Origin of the sequence: Arenibaculum sp., from assembly GCF_035998295.1 — a bacterium.
Classification (GTDB): Bacteria; Pseudomonadota; Alphaproteobacteria; order Azospirillales; family Azospirillaceae; genus DASYHS01.
The window spans coordinates 23,961-34,592 of record NZ_DASYHS010000119.1; the positions used below are offsets into that span (position 1 = coordinate 23,961).

13 protein-coding genes and 1 pseudogene are annotated in these 10,632 nt (G+C 70.9%); 3 read left to right on the top strand and 11 right to left on the bottom strand.

Translation table 11 applies throughout. The features are described from left to right. Positions 1-20: 20 nt before the first annotated feature. The 4 genes from VGO20_RS12200 to VGO20_RS12215 all read right to left on the bottom strand — a co-directional run bounded on the left by VGO20_RS12200 (position 21) and on the right by VGO20_RS12215 (position 3,034). Complete coding sequence (locus VGO20_RS12200) at positions 21-242, bottom strand: hypothetical protein (protein ID WP_327502619.1); 222 nt, start codon at positions 240-242, stop codon at positions 21-23. Positions 243-434: 192 nt separating this feature from the next. Beyond that, positions 435-1,802, bottom strand: coding sequence for an ATP-binding protein (locus VGO20_RS12205; protein WP_327502620.1), 1,368 nt, complete (start codon positions 1,800-1,802; stop codon positions 435-437). Continuing rightward, positions 1,802-2,485, bottom strand: a complete 684-nt coding sequence (locus VGO20_RS12210; RefSeq protein WP_327502621.1) for a response regulator — start codon at positions 2,483-2,485, stop codon at positions 1,802-1,804. The genes VGO20_RS12205 and VGO20_RS12210 overlap by 1 nt, the downstream gene beginning before the upstream one ends. Positions 2,486-2,530: 45 nt before the next feature. Further along, on the bottom strand, positions 2,531-3,034 hold the full coding sequence (locus tag VGO20_RS12215; RefSeq protein WP_327502622.1) for a MarR family winged helix-turn-helix transcriptional regulator: 504 nt from the start codon (positions 3,032-3,034) through the stop codon (positions 2,531-2,533). A gap of 77 nt (positions 3,035-3,111) precedes the next feature. Here VGO20_RS12215 and VGO20_RS12220 point away from each other — a divergent pair, with 77 nt between their 5' ends. From VGO20_RS12220 to VGO20_RS12230, 3 genes are all read left to right on the top strand, one after another. Then, positions 3,112-4,011: a branched-chain amino acid aminotransferase gene (locus VGO20_RS12220; RefSeq protein ID WP_327502623.1), complete on the top strand. Its 900-nt coding sequence runs from the start codon at positions 3,112-3,114 to the stop codon at positions 4,009-4,011. Between the two features lie 97 nt (positions 4,012-4,108). Then, a complete protein-coding gene (locus VGO20_RS12225) occupies positions 4,109-4,861 on the top strand; it encodes a hypothetical protein (RefSeq protein ID WP_327502624.1) in 753 nt (250 codons plus the stop codon). Positions 4,862-4,937: 76 nt separating this feature from the next. Beyond that, entirely contained in the window at positions 4,938-5,420 is a 483-nt protein-coding gene (locus tag VGO20_RS12230) for a MarR family winged helix-turn-helix transcriptional regulator (RefSeq protein WP_327502625.1), read from the top strand. Between the two features lie 26 nt (positions 5,421-5,446). Here VGO20_RS12230 and VGO20_RS12235 read toward each other — a convergent pair whose 3' ends face one another. From VGO20_RS12235 to VGO20_RS12265, 7 genes and pseudogenes are all read right to left on the bottom strand, one after another. Then, on the bottom strand, positions 5,447-5,740 hold the full coding sequence (locus tag VGO20_RS12235) for a hypothetical protein (RefSeq protein ID WP_327502626.1): 294 nt from the start codon (positions 5,738-5,740) through the stop codon (positions 5,447-5,449). 56 nt (positions 5,741-5,796) lie between these two features. Then, complete coding sequence (locus VGO20_RS12240) at positions 5,797-6,255, bottom strand: molybdenum cofactor biosynthesis protein MoaE (RefSeq protein ID WP_327502627.1); 459 nt, start codon at positions 6,253-6,255, stop codon at positions 5,797-5,799. 13 nt (positions 6,256-6,268) lie between these two features. After that, a complete protein-coding gene (gene moaD / locus VGO20_RS12245) occupies positions 6,269-6,520 on the bottom strand; it encodes a molybdopterin converting factor subunit 1 (RefSeq protein WP_327502628.1) in 252 nt (83 codons plus the stop codon). 7 nt (positions 6,521-6,527) lie between these two features. After that, positions 6,528-7,142, bottom strand: coding sequence for a CDP-diacylglycerol--glycerol-3-phosphate 3-phosphatidyltransferase (gene pgsA / locus VGO20_RS12250; RefSeq protein WP_327502629.1), 615 nt, complete (start codon positions 7,140-7,142; stop codon positions 6,528-6,530). 48 nt (positions 7,143-7,190) lie between these two features. Then, positions 7,191-9,167 carry an excinuclease ABC subunit UvrC gene (uvrC, locus tag VGO20_RS12255; RefSeq protein ID WP_414639801.1) on the bottom strand — a complete coding sequence of 659 codons (1,977 nt, stop codon included), beginning with the start codon at positions 9,165-9,167 and terminating at the stop codon, positions 7,191-7,193. A gap of 379 nt (positions 9,168-9,546) precedes the next feature. Beyond that, on the bottom strand, positions 9,547-10,317 hold the full coding sequence (locus VGO20_RS12260) for an SDR family oxidoreductase (RefSeq protein ID WP_327502630.1): 771 nt from the start codon (positions 10,315-10,317) through the stop codon (positions 9,547-9,549). Between the two features lie 92 nt (positions 10,318-10,409). After that, positions 10,410-10,632: pseudogene (locus VGO20_RS12265) on the bottom strand (aldolase); the annotation flags it as partial.

Genomic DNA, 10,632 nt, shown 5'->3' on the forward strand with positions numbered 1-10,632 from the left:
TGGTCCCGCGGGCGATCCGGTCAGTTCCTCGTGCTGGAGAGGATGTCGTCGGCCAGCGTGCCGATCACCCGGCCGGGATCGATGCCCCAGTCGCCGATCTCGTCGATCTCGTCCTCGCGCACGTATTTGAGGATCTCGCCCTTCTTGAGGCGGATGTCGTAGCGCATCTCGGCGCCGAAGGTCCGGGCGACGACGAGCCCCGGCTCGCCGCGCCACGTCACGTTTCTGCCCAGTGCCAGCATGATGGTCTCCTTGGACGCGCATTTGCCGGGACAGAATTGCCCGGCGGGGCCCTTCGTTCCAGCGCGCGCGCGCATTAGCTCCGAGGAGGGGGTAGGGCCCCTTCTCTCGTGCTCGATTTGGGCACCACTTGGTATGGCCGGACGCAGCCGGCATAGGCTTTCGGCCATACCGGATAGAAGGAGGTCCCCGCCTCAGAGCGGCAGTCTTATGACCGCCCGCAGCCCGCCATGGGGGCTGTCGGCGAGCAGGACGTCGCCGCCATGGCCGCGCGCCACGTCGCGCGCGATGGTGAGGCCGAGCCCGACGCCGCCGGTCGCGCGGTTGCGCGACCCCTCCAGCCGGAAGAAGGGCCGGAACACCTCCTCGCGGTCCGGGACCGGTATGCCCGGCCCGTCGTCGTCGACGGTGATCTCGACCGCGCCCGCGCGGCGCGCCGCCGTGACCCACACGTGCCGGCCGTGGCGCCGGGCGTTGCCGACCAGGTTGGACAGGCACCGCTTGACCGCGCCCGGGCGGAGCTGCAGCTCGATCGTGCCCTCCTCGTGCAGGTCGACGACGGCGCCGTCGCGGCGCGCCCCGGCGACGACCTCGCGCACCAGCCGGTTGACGTCGGTGGGCACCGGCGTCTCGGTCCCGTCGCCGCGCGCGAAGGCGAGATAGCCGTTGATCATCTCCTCCATGTCGGAGACGTCCTGCTTCAGCTCCTCGACCTCGGGCATGTCCGCGAACAGCTCGAGCTGGAGCTTCATGCGCGTCAGCGGCGTGCGCAGGTCGTGGCTGACCCCGGCCAGCATCTCCGTGCGCTGGCTGATCTGGCGCTTGATCCGCTCGCGCATCACCAGGAAGGCGGCCGCCGCCTGGCGGACTTCCGCGGCACCTTCGAGCTTGAAGCCCTTGGCCAGCTCGCGGCCCTTGCCGAAGCTCTCGGCGGCCGCGGCCAGGCGGCGGATCGGGCGGATCTGGTTGCGCATGAAGATGATCGCGATCGCGAACAGCACCATCGCCGCGCCGACCATCCACAGCAGGAAGATGTAGGTCGTGGCGCTGTAGAGCCGGCGCTCCGGCGACATCACCGACAGCACGCCGTCCGCCATCTGCACCCGGATCTCGATCCACTCGTGGGCGACCCGCGTATCGATGGTGTAGGGCTTGCGCACGCGCTGGTCCAGGGCGTCGCCCAGCGTCCGCTCCAGCATGCGGCGCAGGCGCTGCGGCTCGTTGGGCAGGATCTCGCGGGGCTGGAACGTGATGATCAGGTCCATGTGCCGCGCCGCCATGCGCAGCGTCTCGGCCCGTTCCGCCGGGTCCGTTCCGCGGTCGAAATTATCGACCACCATCGCGATCTCGCCGGCGACGCCATGGGCGAGGCGCTGGGTCATCGTGTCCCAGTGCCGGTCGTAGAAGATCCAGGTCGCGACGACCTGGAGCAGGACGACCGGGGTGACGATGATCAGCAGCGCGCGGCCGAACAGCGTGCGCGGCAGGAAGCGCTTGACCAGCCCGAGCGCGCCGGGGCGCCGGGGGATGGTGCCGGCCGAGGACAGGTCCGGGGCCGCCATCAGTCCGGCCTCAGCACGTATCCCTCGCCGCGCACGGTGTGCAGGTAGCGAGGTTCGCGGGAGTCCGGCTCGATCTTGCGTCGCAGGCGGGTCACCTGCACGTCGACGGTGCGCGCGTTGCCGTTGATGCGGCTCTTCTCGCACAGCTCCTCGCGCGTCAGCACGACGCCGGGATGGGCCGCCAGCACCCTGAGCAGGCTGGCCTCGGCGGCGGTGAGGCGGATCGCCTCGTCCCCGCATCTCAGTTCCTCGCGCGCCGGCGCGAAGATCCACCGGCCGAGCCGGACCGCCGCCGGCGGCTCGGCCGGCCTGGGCACGCGGCGCAGGATCGAGTTGATGCGCAGGACCAGCTCGCGCGGCTCGAAGGGCTTGGCCATGTAGTCGTCGGCGCCGGACTCCAGGCCGGCGATCCGGTCGTCCGGCTCGCCGCGCGCGGTCAGCAGCAGGATCGGCACCTGGCTGTCGCGGCGCAGGCTCTCGGTCAGCTCGAGCCCGGACTCGCCCGGCATCATGATGTCGAGCACGAGCAGGTCGAAGCTGAGGCTCGCGAGCTTGCCGCGGGCGTCCTCGGCGCTCTCGGCCGTGGTGACCAGGAACCCGTTCTTCATCAGGTAGCGCTTCAGCACCTCGCGCAGGCGGAGGTCGTCGTCGACCACCAGGATGTGCACCGCCTCGTCCGTCATGGTCCGGTCCCGCTTAGCCCCTGTCCCGCTCAGTCGTTGTCCCGCTCAGTCGTTGTCCCGCCACGTCGCGGCGGGCGTGCGGCCGGGGGGCTCGTCCTGGTCGATGATGCCCAGCATCACCTTGCGGAAACCCTCGACCGCCTCCGCCCCGGCCTTGCGATAGGCGCGCGCGATGCGCTGGCGCTGGTCCTCCGACAGCAGGCGCTCCAGCTCGACGCCCTTGTCGGTCAGCTCCAGCAGGCGCTGCCGGCGGTCCCTGACGCCCGGGCGCTGCATCACGTAGCCCTGGCGGAGCAGCTCGCCCAGCACCCGCGACAGGCTCTGCTTGGTGATGCGCAGGATCGCCAGCAGGTCGGTGACGGTGATCTGCGGGTTGCGCCCGACGAAGTAGATGACCCGGTGGTGCGCCCGCCCGAACCCCAGGCGCGACAGCATCGCGTCCGGCCCGGCCGTGAAGTCGCGATAGGCGTAGAACAGCAGCTCCATTCCCTGGCGCAGTTCCTCCTCGCGCAGGAACAGCGGATTCACGCCGGGCTTCATTTCAGCCATGTTGACTCTGATGCGATTGCAATGTTACCAATAACCATCCAACCTCGGACACAATGTATCAAAGAAGGCGCGTTAAAATGTCCATTATCCCCTTTGACGACCGCGACGGGCAGATCTGGTTCGACGGAGCCATGGTTGCGTGGCGGGACGCCAAACTGCATGTGCTGACGCATGGTCTTCACTATGCGAGCTGTGTATTCGAAGGGGAACGGGTTTACAACGGGCACGTCTTTCGTCTGCGCGACCACTCCGAGCGCCTGCGCCGTTCGGCGGAGATTCTCGGCTTCGACCTTCCGTTCACGGTCGAGGAACTCGACGCGGCGACGCGCCAGGTCGTCGCCGCCAACGGCATCGTCGACGGCTACGTGCGCCCGGTCGCCTGGCGCGGCACGGAGATGATCGGCGTCTCCGCCCAGCAGACCCGCATCCACGTCGCGATCGCGACCTGGCAGTGGCCGACCTATTTCTCGGCCGAGGCGCGCAAGGCCGGCATCCGGATGACCTGGAGCCGCTGGCGCCGCCCGGCGCCGGACACGGCGCCGACGCAGAGCAAGGCGGCCGGCCTCTACATGATCTGCACGCTGGGCAAGCACGAGGCCGAGGCCCAGGGCTTCCACGACGCGATGATGATGGACTGGCGCGGCCAGCTCGCGGAGGCGACCGGGGCGAACGTCTTCCTGCTGATCGACGACAAGCTGCACACGCCGACGCCGGACTGCTTCCTGGACGGCATCACGCGGCGCACCGTGATCGACCTGGCCCGTGCCCGCGGCGTCGAGGTGGTCGAGCGGGCGATGATGCCCGACGACCTGGCCAAGGCGCGCGAGGTGTTCCTGACCGGCACGGCGGCCGAGCTGACCCCCGTCGGCAGCGTGGACGACCTTCGCTTCACCCCCGGCCAGCTCACGGAGCTGCTGTCGGCGGACTTCAACGAGCTGGTCCGCCGCCCGCCCGCGGGCGATATCGCCGCCGAGTAGAGGGGCAGCCGAGGCCCACTGTCGCACGCCGGTCACAGCCCGGCGTGCTAGCGTCGCCGCTTTCCGGAAGGGGGCATCCCCGGCGAGGAGGCGAGCGATGTTGGGCCGAAGACTGCCGCCGCTGCTGTGCGGCGCCTTCCTGCTCTCGGGCTGCGTGGCCGACATGGCCGGCCGCGCGGCGACCGGGGCGCTGGGTTCCGTCGACGCGGCCGGCATCGCCGGCCGCCTCGCCGCGCGCACCGGCCTCGCGGACGCCATGGCCGAGGGGGAGCCCGACCTCGACCATGTCGGCGTGCCGCTGCCGGCCCTGGCGGCCGGCCGGGTCGAGGGGCCGGTGCCGCCCGACCTCGTGCGCGAGGCGCTGAAGGACATCGCGGTCGAGCACGGGCCCGGGCTGGCCGGCCAGCTTGCGGCCAACATGCTGACCGGCGGGCTGGTCGGGGCGGCGAGCCTGCCGCGCCTGGCCGGCGACGCCGCGGCCGCCGCGCGGACGCTGAAGGCGGCCGCCGCCGACCAGGCCGTCATCGACGCCGCCTATGCGCAGGACCGGCTGACCCGGTCCGAGACCGCCCTCGTCCCCGACGCCGACCGCGCCGCCGAAGCCGCCGCCCTGCTCGCGATCGCCGACCGGCCGGAGCCGGCCTCCGCCCGCTGGACCAACGCCGGGACGGGCGCCTCCGGCAGGGTGGCGGTCGGCCCCGACGGATCGCCTGCCGGGCCGCCCCCCGACTCACCGGATGACCCGGTGCCCTGCCGCCTCGTCGAGCGCAGCTACGAGAACGGCACGGTCAGGCGCGGCGGAAAGGGCCTGATCTGCAGGCAGCGCGGCGTCTGGTACGACCTGGGCTGACTGGAATCGCCCTTTAGCTTCCGAATTTTTGAGTCTATGTTTCTTCGACAGGTCAATTAATTGTCGGAGATACGCAATGGTCGATCCTATGTGTCCGTCCGACGCGGAAGGCCTGCGGTTCGATCAGGTCGCGACGCTGTTCCATCGCAGGCTGTCGCGGGCGATCGGCGTCGGCCTCAGGAGGCGGGGCTACAGCCTTCCCGCCCTGTCCGTGCTGGGCATCCTGTGGAAGGGCGACGGGTTGCCGCAGAACGAGATCGCGCGCCGGGCCGGCATCACGACGCCGAGCTGTTCGGCGGCGCTGGCGGCGCTCCAGCGCGCCGGGCTGGTCCATCGCCGCCGCTGCGAGCACGACCGCCGCCGCTCGGAGGTGTGGCTGACCGAGCGCGGGCGCGCCGCCCGCGTGCCCATCGACGCCGCGGTGGGGCAGGTCCTGGAGGGGGCGCTGGCCGGCACCCCGCCCGACGACGTTGCCAGGGCGCGCGCGGTGATGATGACCATGCTCGGCAATCTCGACCGCATCGAGCGGCGGACGCCGGACCGGATCGCCGCCGAATAGGGCGGGCCCGGCCCGGCCGGGCGCCGTCAGTCCGCGGCGGCCGGTTCCGCCGCGAGCGCGGATGTGTCCGACTCGGCGGCCCCGTCGGGCCGTGCGGCGGGGTAGATGTCCAGGATCTTCTCGCGGAACGACCGGAGATGGTCGACCACGCCGTCCAGGTCCGTGATCAGCGCGCGCAGGTCCCCGTCGTCGCGCAGCGCCGCCTTCCAGTTCTCGATCAGGGTCTCGACCGCGTCCTCCGCCGCGAAGGACGGGAGGTCCGGGCCGGTTTCGGCCAGGCGCCGGATGGTGTCGATGATCCCTGGGTTGCCGACGGTCACGTTCGCCTCCTGGATTCAGAGAAGCCGATTGTCGCGCTGTCTGGTTGCCGGAAGGTTTACGCGCCCGCGTCCCAGCGCGCCGCCGCCGCGTCGTCCTCGTCGCGGGCCTCGACCCAGCGCTCGCCTTCCGGCGTCTCCTCCAGCTTCCAGAAGGGCGCCTTCGTCTTGAGCCAGTCGATCAGGAACTCGCAGCTCTCCAGCGCGGCCTTGCGGTGCGCCGACGCCGTCGCCACCAGCACGATGCGCTCTCCGGGCTCCAGGCGGCCGTGGCGATGGACGATGAGGCTGGCCGAGAGCGGCCAGCGGCGCCGGGCTTCGGCCTCGATCTCCGCCAGGAGGCGCTCGGTCATGCCGGGATAGTGCTCCAGCGTCATGGCGCTCGCGCCGGCGCCGCCGGAGACGTCGCGCACCAGCCCGACGAAGCTCGCCAGCCCGCCGATGCCGTGGTCGTCCCGCGCCAGCGCGTCCAGCTCCGCGCCGACGTCGAAATCCTCGCGCTGCACCCGGACCGCCATCCCGCTTCCCCGCTCAGCCGCCGGTGACCGGCGGGAACAGCGCGACCTCGTCCCCGGGGGCGACGCGCTGGCCGGGCTTGGCGTATTCCTGGTTCACCGCGACCCGCACCACCGACGGGTTCTCCAGTGCTGTGGCGAAGTTCGGCCCGCGCGTGGCGAGCCACGCGACCAGGTCGGCGACGGTGGCGACGTGCGCCGGCGGCTCCACGACCTCCTCGGAGATGCCGATCCTGGTGCGCAGCCAGGCGAAGTACAGCAGTTTCATGCCGGCCTCATCCCGCGGTGCTGGTCTTGCCGCCGGGCTGCGGCGCCCGGGCCGGCCTGCGGGGGGCCGGCGCCATCATATGCTGCCAGCCCGCGCGCATGTAGTCCCAGCCCGTCACCAGCGTGAACACGCCGGCGAGCCACAGCCCGGCCATCCCGATCTCCGCGACCGGCACTGTGGCGGGGCCGGCGTCGCCGACGATCAGGAAGCCCAGCGCCGACATCTGGATCGTCGTCTTCCACTTGGCGAGGCGGCTGACGGGCATGCCGACCTGGAGGCTGGCCAGGAACTCCCGCAGCCCCGAGACCAGCACCTCGCGCAGCAGGATCACGACCGCGGGCAGGACCGAGATGCCCTGCAGCCGGTCGACCGCGACCAGCATGAACAGCACGGCCGCGACCAGCAGCTTGTCCGCGATCGGGTCCAGGAACTTGCCGACCGGCGAGGTCTGGTCCATGACCCGGGCGAGATAGCCGTCGAGGTAGTCGGTGATCGCCGCCGCCGCGAACAGGCCGCAGGCGGTCCAGGCCGCCCAGGGGCCGGTCAGGAAGAACAGCCCGATGATGACCGGGATGACCGCGATCCGCGACAGCGTCAGCAGGTTGGGAAGGCTGGTCAGCATGGTCGTCGGCTCTGTCTGCGCAGGGGTGGTCCCGGGACAAGGCGCATTCTAGCCCTCGGGGTGGAAGTGATCATAAATTTTTTTGGCGACCGCCCGGCTGATGCCCGGCACGGCCTCCAGGTCGGCGAGGCCGGCGCGCTCCACTCCCCGCGCCGCGCCGAAGTGATGCAGCAGGGCCCGCTTGCGCGCCGGGCCGATTCCGGGGATCTCGTCGATCACCGACCGGCCGATCGCCTTCTGCCGGCGCGCGCGGTGGGTGCCGATCGCGAATCGGTGCGCCTCGTCGCGCAGGCGCTGCAGGAAATACAGCACCGGGTCCTTCGGCTCCAGCGAGAAGGGCGGGCGGGCGGGCATGAAGAACCGCTCGCGCCCGGCGTTGCGGTCGGGCCCCTTGGCGATCGAGACGACCGGCAGGTCCGCGATGCCCAGCTCGTCCAGCACCTCGGTCGCCACCGCGAGCTGGCCCTGCCCGCCGTCGATCAGCACGAGGTCGGGCCAGGTGCCGCCGCTGCGCTCGGGGTCCTCGCGCACCGCGCGGGCGAAGCGGCGCGTCAGCACCTCGCGCATCATCGCGTAGTCGTCGCCCGGCGCGATCGGGCCGCGGATGTTGAACTTGCGGTAGGCGTTCTTGACCATGCCTCCCGGCCCGGCGACGATCATGGCGCCGATCGCGTTGGTGCCCTGGATGTGGCTGTTGTCGTAGACCTCGATCCGCTCCGGCGCCGCGTCGAGGCCGAAGGCGTCGGCGACCCCCTCCAGCAGCTTCGCCTGGGACGCGCTCTCCGCCATCCGGCGGCCCAGCGCCTCGCGCGCGTTGTTGAGCGCATGGTCGAGCAGGCGGCGCTTGTCGCCGCGCCTGGGCACCGCGACCTCGACCCTGTGCCCGGCGCGCAGGGACAGCGCCTCGACGATCAGCTCGTGCTCCGCCATGTCGTGGCTCGCCAGGATCAGCTTCGGCGCCGGCTTGTTCTCGTAGAACTGCCCGACGAAGGCGGCCAGCACCTCGGCGGCCTCGACGTTCTTGTCGTGGCTCGGGAAATAGGCGCGGTTGCCGTAGTTGCTGCCGCCGCGGAAGAAGAACACCTGGATGCAGGTCGCGCCGCCCTCCTGGTGGGCGGCCACGACGTCCGCGTCCTCCACGCCCTCGACGTTGATGTCCTGGTGCGCCTGGATCGCGGTGAGCACGCGGATCCGGTCGCGCAGGCGCGCCGCCGCCTCGAAGTCCAGCGCGTCGCTCGCTTCCTGCATCTGGCGCGACAGCTCGCCCTGGATCTCGCGGCTGCGCCCGGACAGGAAGGCGCGCGCCTGGCCGACCTGGCCGCGGTACTCGTCCGGCGACACGCGGGCGACGCAGGGCGCGGTGCAGCGCTTGATCTGGTGCTGCAGGCACGGCCGCGAGCGCGAGGTGAACACCGTGTCGGCGCAGTTGCGCAGCATGAACGCCCGCTGCAGGGCCGTCACCGTGCGCTTGACCGCGCCCGCGGACGCGAAGGGGCCGAAATAGTCGGCCTGGGCGTCGCGCGTGCCGCGATGCATCACGAGCTGCGGGTACTCGTGCCCGCGGGTGATCTTGATGTAGGGGAACGACTTGTCGTCGCGCAGCAGCACGTTGTAGCGGGGCGCGAACCGCTTGATCAGGTTCGCTTCCAGCAGCAGCGCCTCGACCTCGGTGTGGGTCGTGACGAACTCCATCGTCGCCGTCTCGGCCACCATGCGCTGGAGCCGGTTCGGCAGCTTCATCACATGGGTGTAGTTCGCGACGCGCTTCTTCAGGCTCTTGGCCTTGCCGACGTAGAGCACGTCGCCCGCGGCGCTCAGCATGCGGTAGACGCCGGGCGTGTTCGGCAGCGTGCGCAGATGCGAGCGGATCACCTCCGCCCCCTCGGCGAGCGCCCCGGCGCCGCGCCGGCGCGCGGACGGCTTCGCCGGCGCGCCGCCGGGGCCCGCGGTCTCGGCCGGGGCCTCGGCCGCGTCCTGCGTCGTCGTGTCTTCCGTCGGGGCCGGCGTCGGGACTGTCTGGTTCATGGTCGGCGGTATGTTGGCAGCGGCACGGGCGGGGTCAACAGGTGGCAGGCGGGTGGCGGGCAACAGCCATTACCCCCATCGTCGTAAACCTAAAGTGGGTAATCCACCGATTGTGTGGATAAGTCTGTCGATAATTGGCGGAAAGCCTGTTCCCAACGCGGCGGCGCCTGGGTTCCCTGGGGATTGCCTAATTTTTCAGCAAAACGCTATATGACTGAAAAGAAATGATATTTTCCTTGTCAAGCTGGTGCATGACGGGGGGTGCCGGAATTTTCCACCTTGACAAGGATCGGCCAGGACCGGCGGCGGGCCATGTGCAAAACTCGGGGTATTGCGGCTCCGTTTCTCCGGCGATGACGGGTTGGATCGCGGATCATGGTTACTCCACCGGTATGAACCCGGAGGCGGGCTGGGCCCAGCCGAGATGCTCGCCGCCGTCCAGCGCGATCATCTGCCCGGTCATGGCGGGTGCGTCCAGGATGTAGCGCAGCGCCGCGCAGATCTCCTCCGGGGCGGTCGGGCGGCGCAGGGGCAGGTTGCGCCACTGCGCGGCGAAGTCCTCCTCGCTCTGGCGCGCGTTCCTGAGCGTCGGTCCCGGGCCGATGCCGTTGACCCGGACGCGGGGGGCGAGCGCCAGGGCGAGCGTGCGGGTCAGCGTCCACAGCCCGGCCTTGCTCAGGGTGTAGCTGAGGAAGGCCGGGGTCGGGTTCCAGACGCGCTGGTCGATAATGTTGACGATGGCGCCGGTCTCGTCCTCGGGAAGCTGGCGGGCGAAGGCCTGGGAGAGGACGAAGGGCGCGCGGAGATTGGTCTCCAGATGGGCGTCCCAGCTCTCCCGCGTCGCGGTGAGCGCCTCGTCGGGCTCGAACCGGCTGGCGTTGTTGACGAGGCAGGCCAGCGGGCCGAGCCGTTCGACGGCCAGCGGGACCAGCGCTTCGGTATCGCTCTCGGAGGCGAGGTCGGCCTGGACCGCGGCCGCGTGGCCGCCCAGGGCCTCGATCTCCGACACGACCCCGTCCGCCTCGTCCTTCGACGAGCGATAATGGACGGCGACCGCCCATCCGTGCGCGGCGAGGTCGAGCGCGATGGCGCGCCCGATCCGCCGTCCGGCGCCGGTCACCAGCGCCGCCTTCTTCCTGATCTCGACCATGGGCGCACTCTAGATCGGATCGCGGTCGGGCGCGAGTACCCGATCACGCGAATCCCTTCCGGAATCAAGGGCTTGGGAGTAGGCGGGCCGCCTCAGTGCGCGAAGTCGGGCTCCTCGCGCATCAGGATGCGCTTCACGCTCTCCAGGTGCAGGCGCGCGCTCTCGGCGTCGCCGGCCCGCATCTGCTCGCAGGTCCTGCGCGCGATCTCGGGGGCGACCGGCACCAGCCGGCGTCCCGTGCTCATGGCCGTGACCTGCGCCTCGGCGGCGCGCTCGAGATAGTAGAGGTCGTCCCAGGCCTCGGCGATCGTCGGG

Excerpts from the sequence above, each read along its gene's own strand:
- VGO20_RS12215 (WP_327502622.1), bottom strand. The coding sequence starts at position 3,034 with ATGGCTGAAATGAAGCCCGGCGTGAATCCGCTGTTCCTGCGCGAGGAG.
- VGO20_RS12210 (WP_327502621.1), bottom strand. The coding sequence starts at position 2,485 with ATGACGGACGAGGCGGTGCACATCCTGGTGGTCGACGACGACCTCCGC.
- pgsA (WP_327502629.1), bottom strand. The coding sequence starts at position 7,142 with ATGCTGACCAGCCTTCCCAACCTGCTGACGCTGTCGCGGATCGCGGTC.
- VGO20_RS12205 (WP_327502620.1), bottom strand. The coding sequence starts at position 1,802 with ATGGCGGCCCCGGACCTGTCCTCGGCCGGCACCATCCCCCGGCGCCCC.
- VGO20_RS12260 (WP_327502630.1), bottom strand. The coding sequence starts at position 10,317 with ATGGTCGAGATCAGGAAGAAGGCGGCGCTGGTGACCGGCGCCGGACGG.
- VGO20_RS12240 (WP_327502627.1), bottom strand. The coding sequence starts at position 6,255 with ATGGCGGTCCGGGTGCAGCGCGAGGATTTCGACGTCGGCGCGGAGCTG.
- uvrC (WP_414639801.1), bottom strand. The coding sequence starts at position 9,167 with ATGAACCAGACAGTCCCGACGCCGGCCCCGACGGAAGACACGACGACG.
- moaD (WP_327502628.1), bottom strand. The coding sequence starts at position 6,520 with ATGAAACTGCTGTACTTCGCCTGGCTGCGCACCAGGATCGGCATCTCC.
- VGO20_RS12225 (WP_327502624.1), top strand. The coding sequence starts at position 4,109 with ATGTTGGGCCGAAGACTGCCGCCGCTGCTGTGCGGCGCCTTCCTGCTC.
- VGO20_RS12200 (WP_327502619.1), bottom strand. The coding sequence starts at position 242 with ATGCTGGCACTGGGCAGAAACGTGACGTGGCGCGGCGAGCCGGGGCTC.
- VGO20_RS12220 (WP_327502623.1), top strand. The coding sequence starts at position 3,112 with ATGTCCATTATCCCCTTTGACGACCGCGACGGGCAGATCTGGTTCGAC.
- VGO20_RS12230 (WP_327502625.1), top strand. The coding sequence starts at position 4,938 with ATGGTCGATCCTATGTGTCCGTCCGACGCGGAAGGCCTGCGGTTCGAT.